Raw genomic sequence first — 22,887 nt, forward strand, 5'->3', positions numbered from 1 at the left:
ACATTGGGGCAGGAATAATGTACTGCAAACTATCCAAGAGTTATATCAAAACATTTCATCGTGTCCAAACCACTTCCCCGAAGCTGTCCTGCAAAAAATACCAAAAAAGCGAGGCAGCAAGGCTATAATCCAAACTTGCTACGAACTTCATAATGATTAGCCTACTCCGGACAATTATTGCCGGTCATCTAACATCAATGAACAAACCCAGTTTATTCCACAATCTTGCAGATGTAAAATTCCGTAGGATCAGAGAAATGTTCGCTATCCTTATGGCCTTTTCTAAAGACAACAGGATTTACGAAGCGCGAAACTTTAGTTTGCGAGCGAAGGCGATCGACGAGATTGAGTTTCATATACTTGACCCCATAAGTTATCTCACCCAGGGAACTGAGTATTCTATGGATGCATTCTTAAACCAACTCCAATCCTGTTCCAAGAATTGATACTAATTGCAGCCATTATCAAGTAGGCCGTTTTTTGCTCGCCAAATAATGAAATGGCGTTATGATATACCTCCTCACTGATACCGTGGTTCCCGATAAACGTGATTTCCTCAGTAAGCTGCAGGACAAGCTGTTCCTCTTCCGAAAACCAATCCTTTGCTTCACGCCAGGCGCTTAGTACATAAATTCGTTTAGGGTCTTCTCCAAGTTTAATCGCATCATTGCTATGCGAGTTTAAACAATAAGCGCACCCGTTCATCTGGGATGTCCTGAGTTTGATAAGTTCCAAATACAGAGGAGGTATGCCTGCGTTTTTGATCAAGTTATCAATTTCCTTCAATAGCTTATAGCCTTCAGGAAAGGCTTTGTTCATTTTTAATCTGTCCATGTTTATATAATATATACTTTTTTAGCATTGGATAATCATCAATATTTCATTGAAAAGTGCATTCAAGACATATGACAAAATATTTATTCGGCCCACAACTATATAATTGGCAGCCATTAGAAACCGTTCAAAAAATTTATATACAAAGGGACGCTTCTTTCTATCCATTCCGCTTCACTGTTTATCTCAATTCCATAGTATGCGAAAAATGGCATGTAATCGGCCTTTACATATTTGAAGGTTAGTTCAAAGGGCCTGGTCAGTTCAGCTAGGTTATACTTGTATTTTCCGGTAGGACTATATTCACGTTCATCAATTCCCACAGACATCGCCAAAGCAATCTTCTTTCCCGAAACTTTGTATCCGCTTTTGCTGCCATAAGCCCATCCATAAGTAAGAACGTCATCCAACCACGTTTTAAAGAATGGAGGACAATTGAACCAATATAAGGGAAACTGAAACACAATCTTACCATACTGTTCTATCAGTTTTTGTTCTGACACTACATCTATCCTTCCGTCAGGGTAAGCATTGTACAACTGATGAACATGATACTTTTCGGGATATTTGTTCAGTTCTTCTACCCATCTTTTATTGATACCCGAATTTTTAACATCGGGATGAATTATGATTACTAATGTTTTTGTCATTTTTATATTATTCGATTGCAAAAATGTTCAGGTTAAGCAAATTACATAGAATATAAATTGCCTAGGATAATATATATGGGAAGATCAAAGAAGCCTCCACTAGTCAGGAAAAAATAATAAAGATCGATTGCTAATATGATGCGGCAAAGCTATGAAGCACCTCAATACTATGAGGTTTTATTAACCCGCTTTCGTCCCTTTGCTTTTGAAATTCAATAAATGACGGTATAGCCAACGCATTTTGCTGAATGTCTTTATTGACATAGCGCAATATGTGAACGAATGTTCTTTCGTCATGAAGTGTATACACATTATATTGGAAATTCTTATCATCCATTATTTTGAAATCAGCTATAAAAACTTCAATATTTTCTTTGTTCTTTGGCACAAATTCTATTCTTACTCCGTAGGTTACTTTTACTGTTATAATTCTAAATTGCCTATTTACTTTCATCTTTATTTTCAGACGGATATTCTACTCCCATCATGCTAATGAAACAAGCTTATTAAACTGCTTTAAGAAGATCTGATCTGTAATATGAATTTGATCGTTTTCATTCGCAGTTTGGCTATAAAATTTATTTAATACTACGGAGCCAATTATATTAGCTCCCAAAGTCCCCAAAACAATACGTGTGTTTGCAACTGAATGGCTACCACCATCACCAGGTGATGCGCTTAACAGGATTATTTTCTTGCCATTAAATACCCTGTAATCTTCACGAGCCCGTGACATCCAATCAACTATATTTTTAAAGAATGCTGGCATAGAATGGTTATGTTCCGGCACAGAAATAACCAATAAATCATGATTACCAATGATATCCAGTAACCTGTTGGTTTCAACTGGAATTCCTTTTTCTTCTTCCATATCGGAATACAAAGGCATTGGAAAATTTTTCAAATCAATTAACGTAACTGTACTCTTATATGACATGCCTGCCAAGGCCGAGACCAACTGTTGGTTAATAGAGTTAACACTGTTGCTTCCAGAGAATAAAAGCAATTTGCCGCTTTTATTATTTACAATCTGTGGAATAATTGCTCTAGCATTTTTTTTATTTTCTTTCATTGCTTTTGTCTTATTTAGTATTAAGACAAACAGCTCAATTAAAACGTGACCGTTTTTTAAATTTTGTCGAAGTTTTTTAATTTCTCAGGATCAACGATGGAGAATATATTTGTAATGAGCGAAGTTCGTTCGTCGATATCAAAAACCTGGCAATTGATCAGATGTCCGTCCTGATAAAAGAGCAGTGCCGGTTGATGGTTAACTGAGGTTATTCTGACGTGCATTTTGTACTGGTAAGTGGTATATACATAGGTCATTAATCTAATAACATCCGCAATTCCGCATTCAAATGCTGAAACGATATTAATGTTTCCGCCGTCAACCATTACCGCTATGTCTTTTACGAGCAGAGCTTCAAGGCTTTTTACGTCACCATTTTTTATAGCATTAATATAATCTTCTAATTGCAATGTATTGTTAAACGGTGCGGTTACTTTATCCGGCTGAAGTTTTGCTAACTTTATTTTTGCCCGGCTTAACAATTTTCTAGAACTTTCAATTGAGATATCCAGGATATCACCAATTTCCTGATGCGAATAGTTAAAAGCTTCTTTAAGAATGAAAACAGCTCTTTCTTTTGCATTAATGGAATCCAGCAATACGAGTAAAGAATAGGAAATAACCTCTTTTCGGATAATATTAGTATCTGCATTTTCGGTAGAAATAGGTTCAGGAAGAATAATTTTGGAGAATGTTGATTTGCTGTTCCTTTTTTTAAGATTGATGGCTGTGTTAATTACGCTTTTTATAAGATAATTACTTTCGTTATCAATATTTGTTTCCTGGGCCGAGTAATATTTTGCCATAACATCTTGAATGGCATCTTTAGCATCATCGTATGTGCCCAGTATGTTATAGGCATATGGGAATAATTTTTTTTGATAGTCGTTGCTGTCCATAATTATTCGTGAATATAGAGGTTAATTTGAATTTTGAGCTACCTTTCAATGCCATTTATCTTAAGGTTCAAGATGTGGGATTGTTGAAATTAGTTTTTAGCCTATTGAGGTTAATGCGTGTTTGGTGTAGTCTAGTTACAATATTCAAGATCAATCGTCTCAAGTTGGACATCAAGGGAGGATCAAGAAGCATTTTAAGGACAGGTGTACATTTGGATACAACTTATGTTATGTCCTGCCGCCGCTATGTTAGGTCATAAACATCGCGTTAAGCGGCCTCAGGTGAATTCGGGAATAATCGCTAACAAATAGGGAAATGAGGCCTATCATGTGTGTTCATCCACACAGTAAATTTGTGTTATGAAAATTCTTAAACAACAAAATCATCGCACAACTAAATTTCATCAACCTGAACAATACACCGCAGAGCAGAAAGCATACACTTAGTTTAGTCAAGGAAAGTGCGCAAATCATTTCGATCAACAGTGCGAACATTCCTACAGCCGAATCAAATGGAATTAGTGCTAAATTGGTGGATCTATTTACCTTCTCCGTCGCCGAACGCCATGAGCATGAAATGCAAAACCACGCTGAAAGCCAGGTTACGTCCAGATTGACTAGTTAAAGATAGAATAAACCAAGTCAATTATTCTAGCAGCATATTCCAATAAGTTTGGTTATATAGAAACTTGGCCACCTCTTTTTATTTCTAAATTTTTGCTAATTTCTAGTTTTTGCACCTAAAAATTTGTCCGACATCTAATATTGGTTACGGTTAACGCTAATTTTTTGCATTGTGAGGAAATTGGTTATTTCTAAAAATTTGCCTAACAGTCAGTATCAGCACTAATTAGTAGCATTTTTTTGCAAAAAACCCGTTATGGCCTTCTATTTGAACTGTTGCCTTTTTTGCAACAGTTTTGCTTCTTGATCCAATTCTTCTTCCTTGTATATGTTACTAAGGTGCCTTGAAATTGTTGATTTATTTTTACCAAACAGTTCAGCCATCTGACTTTATGCCAGCCAGACAGTATTCTCCTCAACTTTTACATCAATTGCAGTTTCACCGCTTGGTGTTTGATAAATAACAATTTGTTCAGGTTGCATATCCATGTTGCTAAGCTATGTACATTTTTAGAAAGAGCGGTAATTCGCGGAAATAAAATATAGGGAAATTGACAATAAACCAAGCCAGTTAAAAAAGAACGCAGCTGTTTTTTTCAAAGAAAATCGTACTGAACACATTAAACAAGATCCGAATGTTGACGTTAATAGCCATGGGGCTATTAAAAACACTACTCAGCATTGCAACTTCCTGCTCGGTAAACACCATTTGTGCATACTTGAGGTTCTCACCTTGCTTCAAGGTGCCAAATAGGCACCTTCGTATTCTTTTGGTGCCAACACGAACATAAAACCATCATGGAAACGCTCCGGATTTCCCGTACCTGTCGTTTCAGCTGTCTGTTTAAAAAGATTGCCTGAAATCGGGCAGCATAATTGGGACAAATCATAGAATTCGTGGCATAAAATTGTACCACATTACCTTAGATCAGAAAAAAACTCCATATATTGCATTAATTTATTGCAATTGCACAACACTAATTTATTGCAATTTCACGGCGTTAATTTATTGCGACTGCACAACATCAAGTTATTGCAATCGCGCAAAACAAAAGCTATGGCAACACCACGAGAAAAGCTTGCGACAGCACTTGAAGTACTACACAAGCTACAGGAAAATGGGACAATCGCAATAAAAAGCCAGGAAATCCCCACCAGGCAGATCAGGGAAACTTTAATCAGAAACGGATTTATAACCGAGGTATCCCGGGGTTGGTATATTCCAACGATGCCAGACCAAAGACCTGGGGACACCCCGTGGTACATATCCTACTGGGAGTACTGTGCCGGATATCTACAGGAAAAATATGGAAATCAATGGTGTATATCTGCGGATCAATCCGTCCTTAGACATTCAGGGAATTGGACGGTCCCTTCCCAACTCATTGTCAAATCACCAGAAGCTAAGAATTCCTTATTATCACTACCCCATAATACTTCATTATTCAATTTAAAGGGGGAACTACCGCCATCGACCTTATTAACAGAAGAGAGAGGCATAAGAATGTATAACCTTGCTGCCAGTTTAGTTTCTTGTTCGCCGGGATTATTTAAACATAATGCTATTGATGTACGCACAGCATTACTAATGATAAGAGATGCTTCAGAAATTTTAGCCATAACATTGGAAAATGGACACAGTTCTATTGCGGGACGTTTAGCGGGGGCTTTTAGAAATGTCGGCAGGGAAAGAATTGCCGATGACATCCTAAAAGCAATGAAAACTGCTCAATATGATGTTCGGGAAATCGATCCATTCAAGGACAAACTGGATGTAGATTTCCCTAGAGAACGATCTCCATATGTTGTAAGGCTAAGAATGATGTGGGAGAATATGAGGCCTATTGTCGTTTCTTTATTCCCAGCAATGCCTGGTATATCTGCAGATCACCAGACCTACCTTTCAAAAGTTGAAGAAATTTATGTTACAGATGCTTATCATTCCCTATCCATAGAGCGCTATAGAGTAACCCCGGAATTAATCCAACGTGTACGCAGTGGGCAATGGGATAAAAAAGGAAATGAAGAAGACAAAAGACATAGGGATGCAATGGCTGCAAGGGGATACTGGTTGGCCTTTCAAAGTGTCAAACAGAGTATCGAAACCATCTTGAAAGGAGGCAATTCCGGAGTTACAGCTGACAGGGATCACAGCACATGGTACCAGCAATTATTCGCACCTAGTGTTGAGGCTGAACTCATAAAGGCGCAGGATCTCGCTGGCTACAGGAATCACCAAGTCTATATTGGAGGATCCAAACATGTTCCATTAAATGTTGATGCGATGAGAGATGCAATGCCGGTACTTTTTGAACTCCTGGGACAAGAGGAAGAAGCTTCCGTCAGAGCAGTATTGGGTCATTTTATTTTTGTCTTCATTCACCCATACATGGATGGTAACGGCCGGATAGGCAGATTCTTAATGAATGTGATGTTAGCTTCAGGTGGCTACCCATGGACCGTAATACCTGTTGAATCAAGAGAAGAATATATGAAAGCCTTAGAGCTTGCCAGTGCCGAACAGGATATCACCATGTTTGCAAAATTTCTAGCTCAATTGGTTCATCAAGGCTTAAAAGGAACACCAACAGCACATTTGCCAGGCCAATAATATAGTAATTGGATTTCCAACAACAGAAACAAGAAAGCAAAAATGGAAAGAATCACCGATTTAAGAAACGCATTACTCCAAAATCATCCAAATCATGAGGCAAATGAGATTCTTATGGGAAAGGTTGAATTTTCAAAATTTGAATATATTTGACCTTAAGGCTAAGATGCCGCCTGAAATTAAAGGCAGAAGTTCGGGTGAACAGTTTGGACCGAAATGTAGTCGCTACTATATACCAAAGTGGGGAAGAACCAGTTTCACTGAAATACGCACTAATCTCTAAAGCCGAGACAGGTTTAATATTTAGATTGGAATTGATCGTATATCGGTCGCTTCCCCCAGGTCCATTAACAAAGCTGGAGCTATTATCCGAGCCGATGGATACGTTATATCCCCAGTAACTGCTCCCTCCGTTAATATTAAGAAAATTTTGATACGTAGCTGGGTTGAGGAAATGCGGGAGCGCGTAGAAGCCGCCGGCCTGGTAGATTCCGGTTTAGTAACGACTTCTGAAATCAAAAGCATGGCGGACATCGGCAGTCCGGTAATCGCATTTACCGGAAAGGGACAGAAATACCTTCTTGGAATGCCTGAGGAAGACCAAAGTGGCAAAGTTCGAATGGTAAAAGTAACTGATATGAAAATCAGCACGATCAATAACATCTCGAATGACGGCACAGACCAAACGCAGGTAGAATAATACACGGTCACCTATGAGAACATTACGCCTTTCCATGTGTTGGTCACGAAGGATTTGACCAAGCCCGAAATCCGTCATGCGAACTTAGTAAAAAAAGATAAATGGGAATTAATTAAGCAGTAGGTTCTGCCGATCTCGTATGGTCATGATCCCGGTTGGCTTAGTTTTGCCAGCCGGCTGGCAGCCAATTATTACCCGAATGGGAATGAATTAACGGATGCCGGGTTTCACTTAACGAAAAAGGCCCCTGGCTGCATGAACAACCCGGGACCATCTGAATAACAGTGGTAGATATCCTGTTTTGTATTATTTAGGTACCCATGCTTTTTCGTAGGCATTTACCAGTATCATTGGCTCGTTCCCTATTTCGCTGGTGCCGGAGTTGGCGAATACAGCCACCTGCGTTTTCCCGAAATCGAAGATCATGGTCTCGTGGTTGTTGGCGCCGCCGTTCTTGAAGGTATAGCGGCCATGTGCGCCGATGCGGAAACCGTCGAAGCCCAGGAGCTTATCGCGCATGGCCTTATAACCCGCCGTGCTTACGATCTTGCCTTCTGAAGCGGCCGTCTGGACTCTTGCAAATTCCGAAGCGCTGATGTACAGGCCACCCGCACCGCCGTTCGGCCTGCTGTCTCCTTTCCTCGTGCCATTTTCCGGACCGCTAACGGTAGTGTAGCCGAGTGTGCCTGTAGAGGAAGGAATAGGACCGTTGTTATTCCAGGTGGTCCAGTCCATAACGCTATAATGGAGCAGGCCCGCCTTTTTAAACACGTTCACCCTCGCTATACCGATAAAACGCTGGCCGAGGCCGTTGTACAGTGCGGTAGGATTGCCTTCCAGGGATTTCAGGGCCAAGTAGTCCGCCGGGGATTTCTTTTTGGCATACACATATGGCAATATAAAAGCTGCCAGAGTGAAGTTCGTGTTGTCGTAAAGCCTGGTCTTCGCAAGGAAGCGTGTCATATCAACGCCGTCTTCCACAGTACGCTTCAGGCCGGCATAATCACCGCCGGTGTAACCAATGAGGCCGCAGCTGTGGGAAAGCAGGCGTTCAAAGTCCAGCTGCTTGAATTCTGCTGTAGGCTTCCAGTTGGAAGGAAGGTAATGGTAAAGCTTTTCATTCAGCCCGATGCCGCATTGTTCCAGCATGGAAATGGTAGCCAGGGCGGTAACGAATTTGGTACTGCTGGCAATGCCCTGGCGCACCTGGGCGCCATGCGCCGTGGCCGGAGCGTCTTGCGGTTTGCGGGAATAACCGCCGCCACCGTTCTCAATGTAATAAGGTATGCCTTCGTGGTAAATGGCATAACCGTAGCCGGCAACCTTCCCTTTCATGTAATCCTCGATATTCTGGGCGAACTTCATCGCGTCGAACTCGAGAATGGCCAGGTCGCCAAGACCGGAAGCTTTTTTAAGATCGGCAGATGATAACGGTTCTGCAAGCTGGTTCTCTTTTTTACAGCTTACGGTGCATAATGCCGCAAAGGTTAACAAGCCGAATGCAACAGTTTTGAGGTTATTTTTCATAACAGTTTTTAATTTTTTAATTGGGGGTTTTAAATTGTTTTTTGATTACGGTCACAAACCTACAGCAGCGTTCGTTCTTTCCGTGCGCCCGTTTAACGGAAACCGGTTTTGAACTGACGGATGGGGGTGGCGGGTTAATTACAATCCTTTCAGGAAGCTGCGCATCATTTCAATCTAGGCTGTAGTGGCATGATGGCGGTGATAGGCGAGATAGATCGTATTGCTGGCGGGTTTGCTGTTCTTCCACAGTTGCTTCAGTTGACCGGCCTTCAGCATGTCTTTTACAAAAAAATCACCCGCTGGTGGTTAACATATTAGTTTAAATCTCGTGGCTATCACTACCAAAAATGCCACCAGCTTTTCTTGCGGACAGGCGGCGCTGGTTCTGGTGCGGGCGCAGGATCAATCGGGTCTTCCGGTGCGTCACCATATACCATATCGTAAGGGTAATATATTATTTCAGGAATGGAAAAATTGGCTCGAACATGCCGAACAGCAGTTATCTATCTGCATATTACACAGCTATCAAAAGGAAGCTATAAAATAGTCTGCTTACCTGTATGTTCTAAAGCAGAATCTATGAGCGATGGCGAAATAACGCAAAAGTACATTGACCTATTAACAGAAAATATCAATGAAGAACCATACGGTTGGTTATGGACGCATAAACGATGGAAAAGATAAATGCGCCTGGAAATCGCATTAATTAACTACAGATTCCTGTTGGTCATCACTTTCACAAACTCATCTTTCTTTTTCGGCGAGATAATCACAGGAAAATCATCACTCATCACTGCATATCCCCCATCTGTTTTAAGCATTCGTTTTATCTTATTCAGATTGATGATATGAGAATTATGAACACGCATAAAACTGTGTCCAGTCAACAATATCTCATACTCTTTCAGGTTCTTGCTCACCATGATCTTACGGTCATCAGCAAGATAAAAAACCGAATAAGCGCCCGCTGCCTCTATCCTGATGATTTCCTGCACGGGAACGAACTCAAGCTCATTAGCGAGCGACAAAGTAAGAATTGGATTGCTATTTTGCAAATGCCCCAGATTATGGATCAATGAACTTAGCAGGTGTTGCTGCGTCTCCTTCCCCCGGCTCAACACTTTAGTCACAGCTTCTTTAAGTTCTTCTACATCAATCGGTTTAAGCAGATAATCTACTGCACTAAACTTAATGGCTTTGATTGCATAATGATCGTACGCCGTAGTAAATATTACCGCGGGGCTCAGGTCACCCAACTGCTGGAGCACCTCAAAACCAGTTCCTGTCTGCAGTTCAATATCCAGAAAAAGCAGATCAGGCTCATGTTTCCGGGTCAGCCTTACTGCCTCCTCCACGTTACCCGCAAGTGCAACAATCTTCACCCCCTCGCAGTTGGCTTCAATCAGATCCTGAAGTAATTCTCCGCTTCGGACCTCATCTTCAATTATAATTGCTTTTTGCATATCACAGTTTAATATTCAAATACAGCAGAATTTTGCATACTGGAACTCACCAGGAAGCGCACAACTACCCTGGTGCCCTCAGGGTCATCATCTGCTCCCACCAGGTCCTCCACATTTACAGTTATCCGTCCCGGCGTCTCCTCATTTAAAACACCGATCCTTTCCTCAAGCAGCTTTTTATAAGGAGTACTTTCATTCAATGTCCGGTTATCATTCAGCACCTTCGCTTTTGCCCTTCCGCATCCATTGTCCTCAATTACACATACCAGATGCGGATTTTCATAACTGAATATTATTCTAATTTCCCCGGCCTTATTATTATTCAGAATGCCATGATACAAAGCATTCTCTGCAAAATGATATAGAATCAGCGGAGGTATACCAGATAAACCTGAAGGCAGATCCGGATCAGTTTCGATCACATAATCAAACTTGCCTGTAAACCGCATTTTCTCGAGATCCAAATAGAGCTTCAGAAACTTTTCCTCCTGCATCAAACTAATCTCCGGATCATTCGCCTGAGACAAAAGCTCACGCATGAACCTCGAAAACCGGGAAACATAAGAAAGAGAAACGCTTGTATCACCCTTATTAATAAAATATTGAAGATCATTAAGCGAATTAAACACAAAATGCGGGTTAATCTGTGCCTGCAGGACACGCATGTGTAGCTTTCTGTTGATCAGTTCGATATCCCGGTTTTGCTTTCTGATCAGCGCATTTCGCTGCAGCAATAATTTACTTAGCTCCGTCTTTATACGATACCGATTATACAACAGAGCTGCTATGATGATCACAATGACAACGACCAAAATACTGATGTTACGAAGCATCTTATCCTGTTCAGCCGTCAGCAATGTATTGACCAGTCGCTGAGAAACTATTTCACGCTCTTTCATTAGCAGTTCCAGCTCAGCTGATCGCTGATCATCCGGACTCGTCCCCGGATCTTCCATGATGATTTTGCCGATCTCAGCACCCAGGTATTTAGACAATAACCTCGATGCAATCCGCTTACACTCGAAACCATGAAAAAATTCATCCACCACCGGTTGCCAGTCACTGTTGAGCGGAAATATTCCCGAAAGCCCTTCACGTTCTGTCGCAAACAAATGCTGCCGCTTTACCTTAATTCCTTTCTGTAAACTCACCACATAAACCGTAAGCGGCACATACCCAAAAGCATTTTTCTCCTCAGAGATCCTTTTTAGGATCTCATAATCATCGTACTGCCTGGATATCGGAATATCTATCCCCTTTGTAAGCATCCCCAGGTCCTCCTCCATTGCGGTATGGCGCATGGTATAGCCCTCCAAAGAAGAAATTGTATCCAGAAAACGTGCCTTATTATTAAACAGCGGCATGGCGTCATTAGTGACCAGAACATTCATATCCGGCATATACGGCGGCGTAAAACGCACCTCCTTCTGCCGCGCCGGTGTAATAGAAAAAAAGGACCAGCCGAACAATCCGCTAACCTTCGCCTGCCTTACTTCTGCGTAAATATTTTCAAAGCTGCTAGCGTTCTTCCATTTCAGCGAAACCTCGTACCCATATTTTACCCTGATCCACTTTACAAAGGATTCCATCAGCTCGTATTCCACCCCCTGCAGATTGCCGTTCTTGTCCTCAAAAATAAACGGGTCGATATCGTACCACAAAGCAGTGATCGTACCCCCTTTGTTCTGCCGGACCTGCTGCCAGCTATCCGTCGATTGAGCGGCAGCCTCAAGCGTACAAAAGGTAAATGAAAGAAAAAGAAAAAAGACACACAGTTTAAAACGTATCATCCGGGTGATTATATCAGCTAAGATAGGAAAAAAGGGGTTAAAATACTTTGGGTCTGCCGGACAGCATTTTTTTATAGTCCTTCGGATCAATCGGTTTAAAAAACTCGCGTACCCTGTTATTTGATGCCCTCGTGCTAAGTCCCATATCCCTCATTAGTTCGTCCAGATGCTGAAAATTGAACGGAGCAACACAAAGACCACTAAACTCAGAAGCAATCGGCCGCTCATCACTTCTCCATTTTTCCATACGGGCCATCTCTGCAAACATCTCTTCTGCAGGCGGAAGTATAAGATCATCCGCCACTGTCGCCGCAAGCCAGCTCGCTGCCACCTCAGAAGTAACCGTCGTAAACAAACTTGAATTAAATCCTACAAATCCCATTTGGGGCAAATCAGGATGCAAAATATTCCTGTAAAGAGAAAACATTCCTTTTGAATTTGTGATCCTCTGCTGATACTGCAAACTTAGAAAAGGCAACCGCTGTCTGAAACCAGTTCCAAATACAACCAGATCAGGCCTGATAGACTCCCCGTTTTTCAGCACGACATCACGCCCCTCAAAACGCTCGATCTCTGTACAAAAAGCTTTGATCTTTTTACTGGCTACCCGCTCAAAAAAGCCAACCGGCTCTACCCCAAGGCTGCAGCTGATCTGGTCCTCAATTCTATGCGCAGGCAGCATGCCACACTGCTTAAGCTTAAACTGCTTGCTCAACAGCAATTCCAGCCCCCGCCACTGCAGCCATACCATCGGTTTACCTACCGAATGCAAAACCTTCTGGAACCCTGTTTTCTTGTGCGCATCAAAGAAAGCTTCAGAAAAACGGGAGAAGAGCAAATATTTCATGTTGATGAGATTACCAAAATATCTTGGAATCTTCCACTGGGCCCGGCGGTAGATCAGTGAACAGCTTTTACTCACATCCGAAGCCATAGTAGCGATATCCGTTGCAGATTTGGCAAAACCGACAACTGCCACATCCTTATCCCGGAGCTGATCTTCTGAAGCCACTTCAGAAGAATGTAAAACAATACCTCCGGCATCTTTAAAAGACTGCATTCCGGACAGCTCAGGCATATATAGCTCATGAAAAGTTCCTGTACAGACTACCATGTAAGAAAAAGAAAGCAGCTCGCCGCTGTCCAGCTTTACCTGCCAGAGAAAACCATCATAGTTCATTCTTTTAACAGTAGCCCCAAAACGGATATTGTAAGGCAGCAACCCAAAGTGCTTAGCATAATTTTCAAGGTATTCCTGAACCTGTGTCCCCGAGGGCCACATCGGATAATCAGCCGGCATCGGGAAATCCGAAAAAGCATACTCATCCCTTGTTGTCTGCGTAGTAACTCCCGCATAAGACCGTTTTTTGTCCCACACGCCTCCAACCTGATCAGACTTCTCCAAAATCGTCACCAGATAACCTTTCTGGAGGAAAATTTTAGCAGTAACCAGACCGCTTATGCCGGCGCCAATAATTCCTATGTGTTTCATATGTAAATTTATCTATATTGCATTAAATCAAACAATTAAAAATTTTCATCTCATCAATGACTCCCTCAATCATCACCACGATTATCACCATCCTGATCACCATATTCATCTGTTTCCTGTACTTCAGGATCAAAAACAGGCAGCAGGTACAACACTATGAACAACAGGTCGCAGATCTGAAAGACATTGCCTGGCGCGCTCAAATGAACCCCCACTTTCTCAACAACTGCCTGAACAACATCAACTCATTTATCCACAAGCTGGATAAGGAAACGGCTTCCAACTACCTCACCTGCCTATCCCGGCTGATGCGCAAGACTCTCGAATACTCTGACCAGTCTAAAATAACCCTGGCCCAGGAACTCGATGCCGTAACAAATTACATCAAACTGGAACAGCTTCGCTTTGGGTCGGATATTGACATTAAAATATCAGTTGAAGAACAATTGCCAACCGAGAGCATTCAGGTCCTGCCCTTCTTTATTCAGCCCTTTCTCGAAAATGCAATCCTGCATGGCGTCCTTCCAAAGCAACACAAAGGAAACATCAAAATCCACATTACCACACCTGAACCCCATATCCTGTCCTGTTCGGTAACTGACGATGGAGTGGGACGGAAAAAACCCGATCAATCCCCTGCAGAAACATTCACTGCCAAACGCTCAATGGGAATGTCCATTACCTGCAAGAGAATAGAATTATTCAACAGGATACATGGACAATCCCTACCCCTCACCATTCATGACCTTACAGATAAAAATGGATTAGGGACAGGAACCTCCGTTGAAATAAAGCTGGCGTTAGTTTCAGATGATATGAATATCAGTTAATCGTTAACCCAGGCATTGTTATATGCCGTCTTAACAATGGTATTGATGTCTCTTTTGGCTCCTTCATCTGTAGAGTTTATCGCCAGTGCCAACTCAACTTTATTTGGAAACTTCATAATCAGCGTACGCAGACCAGGCGTCTTCTTGCCACCCCCGGCGTACAGCAAGCCACCGTGACCCAGAGCTATACCATCTGAAACCGCGAATACCCTGTTGTAACCTATCCGCTCAGAATCCATAATGTCCCTGATGTCAGTATCGATCACCGCATCAGAATGAACCAAATAAGCAATCATGCGCGCCATTTGAACAGTAGTCAGGTAGAAACCGCCAGCACCACTGGTTTGTGTCCAGTCCCCCAAAGATTCTCCTTCAAGGGGCGCGGGAGCTTCGTTTAACATCATGTTGGTCGTTCTTCCCAGTGTAGGCATACAAACCGAAGTTACACCCGCCGGCTTAAAAACAAGGAGATTCATCTGCTTCACATACTCCTCGCCCATCCAGATATCAAATTCCGCGTCTGAAAGTTCAGCTTCTTTCGAATTAAACAAGCTGCTGTTGACAAGTTTTGGAATCATAGCCCTGAACAGCGCAAAATTCGCATTGGCATAACTTCCATCCTTTGTTCCAGGAGGAATGGTCGCTACTACATTTTTCAGCGTTCCCCATCCAGTACCTGACGCACGTATTCCTGAGGTATGCGTAAGCAGCTCCTTAAACTTCAGGTTAGCAACCGTACTGTTCTTTGACCAGCTGGCCGGCAACCATTGACCTATCTTGCTTTCGATGTTAAGTTTTCTTAGCGGCAGCAATTTGAGTACAGCGACAGCGGTAAAGTGTTTGGTCACACTGGCTATGTTTACTTCAGAATTTACGGATGCAGGAAAAGTCACATTGGACCTGTTAAACCCACCAATACCAGCCACAGCACTGTCAGCCCACTGTCCATTCTTGTTGATGATAAACTGATAACCCCTGGCAGCGGACAGCTGCTGTTTAAGACCCTGTTTGAACAGGTCTACTTTAAAAACTTTGTCATTGGATTTGATCGGGAGACCTTTCTTACATGATGTGATGACAGACCCCATTGTTAGCGCTAATCCGGCAAATAGAATAAGTTTTGTTGTTGTTGTTTTCATTGTTTTATTTTTTTTAAACATTAATGAATGATGAAAACAAAAGTAGATTCATTAGCATCCCGTGTTTATGCCACTTGATCAAACAGGGTTTTCAGTTAACGGCTACGGGCTTTGGATAAATTTACTTATATCCCACCCGCCGATTACAGCGCCCGATAGGATGGGGAATTATCAATAACTTGAAGAAGACAACATTTAAGCTTTCCGTAAACAACAAAGACCATCAAGCCCTTTATTGCTTTAAATAAAAAAGCAATCTGGAGGATAGAAAGGTGAGCGATTCGGTTAGTAACAAATCAAAAACCTCCCTGACAATGAATAAACGCTGATTTCTGGACTAGGCTCGAATTCCAGCGGGTTCACCTCATGGGAAAGACAGCCCGATATAACACCCTAGATTTTCTGGTATAATTTTGGCTGACCTTTTAGCATGAAGTATTGCATTCACAGCATTTTTCTCAACGCTGGTAGAGGTAACTATAAGAATGTATCGGTTGTTCAATAATGTTTTAAAGTATTCGAGCTTTATCATCCGGTGGTGTGTTTTACGTTAATTTTTTTATTCGGAATTAGTAGGCTTTCATTCTATTTCCGCACGCACCAGGTGGTCATGGCTCTGATGTTTTGTACGTTGGTGGTTTTGATGGGTTCGTAAATGTTTCCGTCAAGTCGTTTGGTGAGCCGTTGGAGCATTTCTTGGTTGACCAGGAATCTTTCTGATCCGTCAGGAAGGATGTATCGGCCATTCCCAATAAACCTGACTGAAGTTTCGATTCCGATTTCTGAGGCGAGGCGGCAGAAAAAGTATCCTCCGGGTTTTAAGGCATTCCACATGGAGCTTAACATGGCATCAAAATGCTCTTGGTTCTCCGCAAAATGTAGGACCGCGGAGCTAATGACCAGATCAAAACTTTCATTTTCAAAAGGCATTTTTTCTACCGGTGCTACCTTGAAGTTTTCTTCGGGATTGATATGAGGAAAGGCACTGGCAAGGTTTTTAAGCTGTGCAACAGCTTCAGGGTTTTGATCTACACCGAATACATTTACGCCACTTTTTAAAAAGTAAAGCAGGTTTCTTCCCGTTCCGCATCCAGCATCTAAAACAGTTTTACAGTTATCGTAGGTGCCTTTGGCCAGCTGGTCAAATAAATAGATATCAATGTTCCCGAAGATTTCCTGAATGTGCTGTTTAATCATCTCTTTGCAAAGATAAACACTGGGAGCTGTGAATGGAAATTGATCCTAGACGATCAATACAATTTAGGGGTTATTAAAGGATGTGGGTATTTCATCGAAAATGGCCGCTCGTTCCGCATTTAAACTGACACCCCATTTCGCTGCAAACTGGTTCTTCGTCACTTTTGGTGAACTATGCTGACTTCGCGAGTACCATTTTTCTCAGCAACTGAAAACCAGGCTTGCCGTACATTTTTCGTTTAATGTTTTTAATTCGATTGACCTGGCCTTCAACTTGTCCATTACTTAAAGTATTTGAAAGGAAAATTGGCCTAACAAGTAAAGTGTAGTTTTTTAATATACTTTTACCAAAAGTGACGAAGAACCACATTCAGTGAAATGTGCACCTTGGACGTTGCTGCTGAATTAAATAGATGCCATGCCAGCCGGAAAACTAGCTAATAACCTAAATATCAATTCAGGTAATCGAAACTAAAGCCCGCCCTTGGTCACTACATACTTGGCCTCCTTAGATATAATCCATTTAAGGTTGCCTTTGGTGTTCGGACCTGTGATTTCAAGCATATATTCTGTAGCGTTTACTGTCGACTTCTGGTAGCTCTTATCGATAAAGTATTCCATTTTGCCGGTTCCGGTACCTGTCCCGATTAGCTTAACCATTTTACCCTGAGCTTCTTTTTCAACGTTCAAACTAAATGCTGATGTAATATCAAAATAGGCCAGGTTACCCTTTATTGCGATAAGTTTATAGGTCACTTTCGTCGGATAATTCATATCAATACCAAAATCAGGCATATTCATGGCATTCACATCCTCATCCTGACTAAACGTATCACCTACTTTCATCGGCCGATCTGGAAAATTTAAATGTTTTGGCATTCCTCCTGTTAACTGACTAACTGCATTTTTGACATCATCGGCGGCCGTGGCTGTATCCAAAGACATTTTACCTGCTGCGTCAATTTTTCCATTAACCCTCATCCCTTCAACTGGAGGCATTGGAGGCATTGGAGCCTCAGCTCCATTTAATGTGGTTTTTGTTGAAAATTTACGCCCGATCAGCGCGACCGGAAATCTACCGGCAGTCATTGCATCCGCTTTTAGGGTGGTACCCTATTCAGTGGTCACCACCATAATTAAGGGATGGCCTGTCATGTCTGCTTTTTTATCTGCACCGACACTCTGGTCAATTAAGATGACTTTCAAATCCATAGAGTCCTTAGAGACAATTTCGTAGGTATGCGCAGGCAAGTATTTGATCTTAAAAAGTATAGGTTTTTGTGCTTTGGCTATTGCAGACAGCAAGACAAGAACAATGAGCAGGCTAGTTTTAGGCATAAGAGTCATTAATTTGTCTTCCTAATATACTATAAAATCTCACATTCAACAATGCTGGCCCTAAGTCAGCATAGTTCACCAAAAGTGACGAAGAACCACGTTCCGCGAAAAAGGTGGCCACAAACGGAATAATCCCCAATTATGGTCATCCGGCGAATACAATACAATGACCTGTGTTTCTGTACATAGTATTAATTATCGTGATATATTCGATGAAATTAAATTTAAAATTTTATTAAGATCAAATCCCGTTCTTGGAGTGGAACTTTGGTATTTGCAAGTTTACAGAGACAGGGAGGCTTTTTTACACATTTAGTTAAACAAGATTCTATAGACTTTCAGCATGAGACAGCTTTAAGAATGATGCAACTTGATTTTCAGGATATGTCTTTCATTGATAAACTAATTAAGAAAATCATAATGGATAAATATGACTTCAACAATGGCTTTGGGAGTTATTGGTTTTATGAATATGAATAACTTTCTATAATTTAAAAGCAACAATAAACGCCACTTTCTAATATAACGGTGAAATAATGATAATTGATTACGTGAATGCCTTCGTGTAATTGTAATCGTGTAGGTCAATAAAACTGGGTAGAATTATATTCTCTAAACAATGCTTCGAATCATATTTGGTTGTTAATTTTTCAGCCATTAAAAAGCAGAAGCACCCTTGATATATTGTCGCCCGATTATAAAAGTAGTTTATGTCCAATCCTGCGGAGCAATAATTCCCTTCTTGCGATAGCAAAGTCGTCGTTATCAGTTATACTGAAAGCTGCACAGATCACAGAGATAAATAAAATCAGTATCAATCTATAGAAGTACTTGTGTTTCTCTGAGATTTCGGCTATCAAGCATAGAGTCATTTTTTTTATTTACAAAATTTACAATTTTATTTACAATCCAGATCGCTCTAGCCGAAGGATATCAAGTAAATTCACTGATTCAATATTGATAGGATATGGAAAATAGAAGAACTATTTATGAAGCAGAGATTCTGGAAAGACAGATAAAAAATCCCCTAGCGAAATACATTTTAATAGCAGTTCTGCTTATCGGTATTTGTACCTGGTGGAGGCAAAGCAACACGAAAATATCAGAAAATATATCCGCGTTTAGTTTCGATCCCTACCCGCCTACCGGTGCATCTGAAAATATCGATGACCCGGATATGGTAACGGTGCAAGGCGGCAGGTTTGCCATGGGCGGCAATACCAACAATGATGAAAAGCCTGTACATCAGGTTATACTAAAGAGTTTTAAGATAGCCAAGTATGAAGTTACGCAAGCACAATGGCAACGGGTTATGGGCAGCAATCCTGCCAGTCATAAAGAATGTTTGAATTGCCCGGTAGAAGGTGTAGGCTGGGATGATGTGCAGACCTTTATTAAGAAATTGAATACCCTATCCGGCAAAAACTATCGTTTGCCCACAGAAGCAGAGTGGGAGTATGCTGCAAGAGGCGGTACAAAGAGCAAGAAATTTGAATATGCAGGAAGTAATGATATCAACGCGATAGCCTGGACATCTGGCAACAGTGGGTCAAATACTCATCCTGTCGGAAAAAAACAGGCCAATGAACTGGGGTTATATGACATGTCGGGCAATGTTTGGGAATGGTGCTACGACTGGTATGATGGAAATTATTATTGGAAAAGTCCGAAAATTGACCCGAAGGGCGCTACAAACGGTCCACATCGTGTAATCCGCGGCGGTAATTGGAGCCGCGAACCCGCTATCAGCCGTGTCGCGTATCGCTCCCGCGAGAAGATAGGCTACCGCTACATCGGCTTCAGGCTCGCTTCATCCCTTTAGTTAAGCTAGGATCTTTGAGTTAAGTAAACAAGATGTTTGTTAAAAGGAGCAGACCTATTAGAACGCTAATCACAACAGATCACTACCTTTGACGTTAAATGAATGATCTATGAAAGCAGTTATGAAAAACACCAGCAACAATTTCAGCACTAAACCTTTTACTTTTCTACTTTTAGTCATTTGTTTGATGACACGCTTTTCAACAGTAACTATGGCCCAGGATAAAAATCAAATGGTGAGAATCGCAAAAATACAGGTTGATCCTGCTCAGCTAGAAAAATACAACGCTGCGCTCAAAGAGCAGATGACAACAGCTGTAAAATTGGAGCCGGGAGTATTGACGTATTACGCCGTGGCTGAAAAGAAAAATCCCACAAGTATTACCATCCTGGAGATTTACGCTGATTCAGTTGCCTATGAAAAACACATCCTGACACCACATTTTAAAAAATATAAGGAGACCGTGCAGAACATGGTCAAATCACTGGAATTGGTAGATGTGAACATCGTTGGCACTGCCCTAAAGCCAAATTAATCAACAATCCGCGATGCTCAATTTCTCAAATTTTGGGCATATTTAGATGGTATGCGGCTTTGTCTGGGCCGTACCGATCTTCCATGGGACTTTTTACCGAGACTATTAAACGCAAAAATTAGAGGTTTGGTTTTAAGCTGTCCTGTTGCTATTTAAGTCACCAATGATGCTCACTATACTCGCTTTAAAGGGGTCAAATGATGGTTTGTAAGTAACCAAATTCAACCAGCTGCTCCAGACACTTATGATAGGTAGATTTCGATTTGATACGTGAAAAATGCATTAGCCTTCTGCGGCAAACAATTCTGCTTTGAATTGTAGCAGGTCTTCCCTGGTTATTAAATCTAATATTGTCATAGGCTCCTTTTTTTGCATGATTCTTTAATATGGTTTGATACCAAACCAAAAAATAGATAGAAGCAAAAGTCACCGGATGCAATTTCGAGCAGTCCCAACAGGGGCATTTATTGGGATAGTTTTATGAAAATTCATGAAAAAATCCACCCCGGAGTTTGGATGATTTAGCGGAATTTTGTATCCTTAAATAAGAGATCAACATGGTATGTGCAGTGATTTCTCAGTGAGTCACTTGTAAGATACATGAAAATATGCCTTTAAGCGGCATTAAAGCGGGTGGTTCGAATCCCCCACTCTCCGCACATTAACAACAAAACCTGCTGATTATCAGTGTGTTTTGTTGTTTTACATCACTAAGGGGAATGATTAGGGGATTGAATTTCTTAGGTCAGCCCCTAATTACATCACAATTTTGAATTCAGTCCATACACCTTAAAACGGAATCAGGTGGTCAACTTCAGGTTCTTCCCCAATTTTGGTGGTAAAAAATACAACAGACAAGTAATTACTTTTTGTAAACAGCTGTATTTTAAATTGATACAAGCTTATTGTATCGGTAGTTCCTTTATTTTTTTTGCTAGAACTAACATTGATCATGATTCTCGTCTATCTATTAGTGGATCCTACGGCTTTAATCACCAGCAAGCCTTAATGAACACTTAATCCATTGATTTTACATTACTCACTTCATTTTTAAAAACCACCAAAATTGGGGAAGAACCAACTTCAACAGAATCTCCACTCTATGTATTTAATCTCTACAGGCTATCCAACGGAAATCCGCTGTTAAAAATTAGCATCATCCATATCCATTGAAATGATTAGCCTGTTCCAGGCATTTACACTGATGATTGCGGCGATCAGCTTTACCGTCATCTCTTCTCCAAACAAGCCAACAGACTCATTGTACAATTCATCGCAAAGACCATTGCCAGCGATTAGCGTAATCGCGTCAGTAAGTGCCAGTACCACCTGATCTTCTTTGCTGAACCAATTTCTCGCCTCTATCCAGGCGCTTAGGACATCTTCAACCTGACCGGCATCCTTACCATATTGCTGTAGACCCTCCATTTTCGGATTTAGGTAATCACACCCATTGATCTGTGAGGCCCTTATTTTTATAAGGAGCAGATGAACATTGTCAATGCCACTTTCAGCTACCATTCGGTCAAGCTGATACAGGAGCCGGTAAATGCCGGGGATAATTTTTTGGATATTTACTCTATGTCCCATACTGGTCAGTAAAATGAAAGTTTAAAATTTTGATTAATTAATCTGGTAAGGAGCTCGAATGATCGGTCTCCAGTGGACGAATCTGTTTGATTCGTTTAAATTCTTATTGATTTATTTTCCTTTCAATGCACTGAAGGGTAATGCTTTTCACAAAATTGTCCCAAAAACCTTTTAGCACATTACTCGTAACCTGATCAGTTGACATCCCATCCTTGCCGGATTTGCCCGTGGCATGGCAAAAATAGAAATCTGGTTTATAATAGACTTCCATAAGCAGTGCTTCGAGTGCACGTTTAAGCATCCAAGTACCTCCGGAGGCTTTTAAACTGTAAGGTGTGCATCCGACTATGGACACTGGCTTTCCCGCCCATTCAACTTTGCCATCTGCATCTGGATCATGTGCATTTCTTAAAGCCCGAGAATAAATACCCTCGTACTCAGCCGTTACAATGGTTAAAGCATTTGCGGCTTCGATTTCATGATATAGCTCATTCAAGCTTGAGGATAAAGCATATTCAAAATTCCCAACTACAAAAGATAAGTTACTGATGTCTAAAATCTTAAACTTAATAGATTTCGGAGCGAGAAATTTTATGCCCTTTACAAGTTTCATGGTGTAAGATTCCGAATCTAAACGACCAGTAACCGCTTCAATAGTCATCATAGTGAAATATTAAATAAATAAAATAGGTAGTGCTAAATTGAAACATACCTGGTTTTTCTGACTGCTTTCATAAACCAAGTTTGGGTCATCAAGCCTGTCAGAGCCAGCAT

23 protein-coding genes are annotated in these 22,887 nt (G+C 41.3%); 7 read left to right on the forward strand and 16 right to left on the reverse strand.

Going from position 1 to position 22,887, the window contains the following annotated elements; translation table 11 throughout:
* Positions 1-399: 399 nt before the first annotated feature.
* From AC6CH7_RS05380 to AC6CH7_RS05405, 6 genes are all read right to left on the reverse strand, one after another.
* On the reverse strand, positions 400-834 hold the full coding sequence (locus AC6CH7_RS05380) for a carboxymuconolactone decarboxylase family protein (RefSeq protein WP_498261716.1): 435 nt from the start codon (positions 832-834) through the stop codon (positions 400-402).
* Between the two features lie 116 nt (positions 835-950).
* Positions 951-1,484: an NAD(P)H-dependent oxidoreductase gene (locus AC6CH7_RS05385; RefSeq protein ID WP_498261717.1), complete on the reverse strand. Its 534-nt coding sequence runs from the start codon at positions 1,482-1,484 to the stop codon at positions 951-953.
* Between the two features lie 130 nt (positions 1,485-1,614).
* Complete coding sequence (locus tag AC6CH7_RS05390; RefSeq protein WP_498261718.1) at positions 1,615-1,938, reverse strand: hypothetical protein; 324 nt, start codon at positions 1,936-1,938, stop codon at positions 1,615-1,617.
* Positions 1,939-1,968: 30 nt separating this feature from the next.
* The gene (locus AC6CH7_RS05395) at positions 1,969-2,556 is read right to left on the reverse strand and encodes an NADPH-dependent FMN reductase (RefSeq protein ID WP_498261719.1); all 588 of its coding nucleotides are present in this window, start codon (positions 2,554-2,556) and stop codon (positions 1,969-1,971) included.
* Positions 2,557-2,612: 56 nt separating this feature from the next.
* Complete coding sequence (locus AC6CH7_RS05400) at positions 2,613-3,455, reverse strand: sigma-70 family RNA polymerase sigma factor (protein ID WP_498261720.1); 843 nt, start codon at positions 3,453-3,455, stop codon at positions 2,613-2,615.
* Between the two features lie 888 nt (positions 3,456-4,343).
* Entirely contained in the window at positions 4,344-4,463 is a 120-nt protein-coding gene (locus AC6CH7_RS05405; RefSeq protein ID WP_498261721.1) for a hypothetical protein, read from the reverse strand.
* Between the two features lie 673 nt (positions 4,464-5,136).
* Here AC6CH7_RS05405 and AC6CH7_RS05410 point away from each other — a divergent pair.
* Together AC6CH7_RS05410 and AC6CH7_RS05415 are read left to right on the forward strand one after the other, a co-directional pair.
* On the forward strand, positions 5,137-6,690 hold the full coding sequence (locus AC6CH7_RS05410; RefSeq protein ID WP_498261722.1) for a Fic family protein: 1,554 nt from the start codon (positions 5,137-5,139) through the stop codon (positions 6,688-6,690).
* 430 nt (positions 6,691-7,120) lie between these two features.
* Positions 7,121-7,390 (forward strand): hypothetical protein, encoded by a 270-nt coding sequence (locus AC6CH7_RS05415; RefSeq protein WP_498261723.1) that lies wholly within the window; start codon positions 7,121-7,123, stop codon positions 7,388-7,390.
* Between the two features lie 306 nt (positions 7,391-7,696).
* Here AC6CH7_RS05415 and AC6CH7_RS05420 read toward each other — a convergent pair whose 3' ends face one another.
* A complete protein-coding gene (locus AC6CH7_RS05420) occupies positions 7,697-8,917 on the reverse strand; it encodes a serine hydrolase domain-containing protein (protein ID WP_498261724.1) in 1,221 nt (406 codons plus the stop codon).
* A 328-nt stretch (positions 8,918-9,245) separates the two neighbouring features.
* On the opposite strand from AC6CH7_RS05420, the gene AC6CH7_RS05425 reads away from it, so the two are divergent.
* Positions 9,246-9,464, forward strand: coding sequence for a hypothetical protein (locus AC6CH7_RS05425; protein WP_498262356.1), 219 nt, complete (start codon positions 9,246-9,248; stop codon positions 9,462-9,464).
* The gene (locus AC6CH7_RS05430) at positions 9,383-9,601 is read left to right on the forward strand and encodes an LpxL/LpxP family acyltransferase (RefSeq protein ID WP_498261725.1); all 219 of its coding nucleotides are present in this window, start codon (positions 9,383-9,385) and stop codon (positions 9,599-9,601) included. The genes AC6CH7_RS05425 and AC6CH7_RS05430 overlap by 82 nt, the downstream gene beginning before the upstream one ends.
* Positions 9,602-9,627: 26 nt before the next feature.
* On the opposite strand, the gene AC6CH7_RS05435 is transcribed toward AC6CH7_RS05430, so the two are convergent.
* The 3 genes from AC6CH7_RS05435 to AC6CH7_RS05445 are packed head-to-tail and all read right to left on the reverse strand — an operon-like array spanning position 9,628 to position 13,662.
* Positions 9,628-10,380, reverse strand: coding sequence for a LytR/AlgR family response regulator transcription factor (locus AC6CH7_RS05435; protein ID WP_498261726.1), 753 nt, complete (start codon positions 10,378-10,380; stop codon positions 9,628-9,630).
* Between the two features lie 8 nt (positions 10,381-10,388).
* Positions 10,389-12,170 carry a histidine kinase gene (locus AC6CH7_RS05440; protein ID WP_498261727.1) on the reverse strand — a complete coding sequence of 594 codons (1,782 nt, stop codon included), beginning with the start codon at positions 12,168-12,170 and terminating at the stop codon, positions 10,389-10,391.
* Positions 12,171-12,207: 37 nt separating this feature from the next.
* Positions 12,208-13,662, reverse strand: coding sequence for a flavin-containing monooxygenase (locus AC6CH7_RS05445; RefSeq protein ID WP_498261728.1), 1,455 nt, complete (start codon positions 13,660-13,662; stop codon positions 12,208-12,210).
* 56 nt (positions 13,663-13,718) lie between these two features.
* On the opposite strand from AC6CH7_RS05445, the gene AC6CH7_RS05450 reads away from it, so the two are divergent.
* Positions 13,719-14,492, forward strand: coding sequence for a sensor histidine kinase (locus AC6CH7_RS05450; RefSeq protein ID WP_498261729.1), 774 nt, complete (start codon positions 13,719-13,721; stop codon positions 14,490-14,492).
* On the opposite strand, the gene AC6CH7_RS05455 is transcribed toward AC6CH7_RS05450, so the two are convergent.
* From AC6CH7_RS05455 to AC6CH7_RS05470, 4 genes are all read right to left on the reverse strand, one after another.
* Positions 14,489-15,631, reverse strand: coding sequence for a serine hydrolase domain-containing protein (locus tag AC6CH7_RS05455; protein WP_498261730.1), 1,143 nt, complete (start codon positions 15,629-15,631; stop codon positions 14,489-14,491). The genes AC6CH7_RS05450 and AC6CH7_RS05455 overlap by 4 nt on opposite strands.
* Before the next feature lie 585 nt (positions 15,632-16,216).
* A complete protein-coding gene (locus AC6CH7_RS05460; RefSeq protein ID WP_498261731.1) occupies positions 16,217-16,828 on the reverse strand; it encodes a class I SAM-dependent methyltransferase in 612 nt (203 codons plus the stop codon).
* A 471-nt stretch (positions 16,829-17,299) separates the two neighbouring features.
* Positions 17,300-17,917, reverse strand: coding sequence for a hypothetical protein (locus AC6CH7_RS05465; RefSeq protein ID WP_498261732.1), 618 nt, complete (start codon positions 17,915-17,917; stop codon positions 17,300-17,302).
* A 24-nt stretch (positions 17,918-17,941) separates the two neighbouring features.
* The gene (locus tag AC6CH7_RS05470) at positions 17,942-18,166 is read right to left on the reverse strand and encodes a hypothetical protein (RefSeq protein WP_498261733.1); all 225 of its coding nucleotides are present in this window, start codon (positions 18,164-18,166) and stop codon (positions 17,942-17,944) included.
* Positions 18,167-19,133: 967 nt separating this feature from the next.
* Here AC6CH7_RS05470 and AC6CH7_RS05475 point away from each other — a divergent pair.
* Positions 19,134-19,988 carry a formylglycine-generating enzyme family protein gene (locus AC6CH7_RS05475; RefSeq protein ID WP_498261734.1) on the forward strand — a complete coding sequence of 285 codons (855 nt, stop codon included), beginning with the start codon at positions 19,134-19,136 and terminating at the stop codon, positions 19,986-19,988.
* 109 nt (positions 19,989-20,097) lie between these two features.
* Positions 20,098-20,523, forward strand: coding sequence for a putative quinol monooxygenase (locus AC6CH7_RS05480; protein WP_498261735.1), 426 nt, complete (start codon positions 20,098-20,100; stop codon positions 20,521-20,523).
* A 1,143-nt stretch (positions 20,524-21,666) separates the two neighbouring features.
* On the opposite strand, the gene AC6CH7_RS05485 is transcribed toward AC6CH7_RS05480, so the two are convergent.
* Complete coding sequence (locus tag AC6CH7_RS05485; protein WP_498261736.1) at positions 21,667-22,113, reverse strand: carboxymuconolactone decarboxylase family protein; 447 nt, start codon at positions 22,111-22,113, stop codon at positions 21,667-21,669.
* A 103-nt stretch (positions 22,114-22,216) separates the two neighbouring features.
* Positions 22,217-22,777 carry an NAD(P)H-dependent oxidoreductase gene (locus tag AC6CH7_RS05490; RefSeq protein ID WP_498261737.1) on the reverse strand — a complete coding sequence of 187 codons (561 nt, stop codon included), beginning with the start codon at positions 22,775-22,777 and terminating at the stop codon, positions 22,217-22,219.
* Positions 22,778-22,887: the final 110 nt, after the last annotated feature.

The sequence above is a fragment of the Pedobacter sp. GQ55 genome, assembly GCF_059758925.1.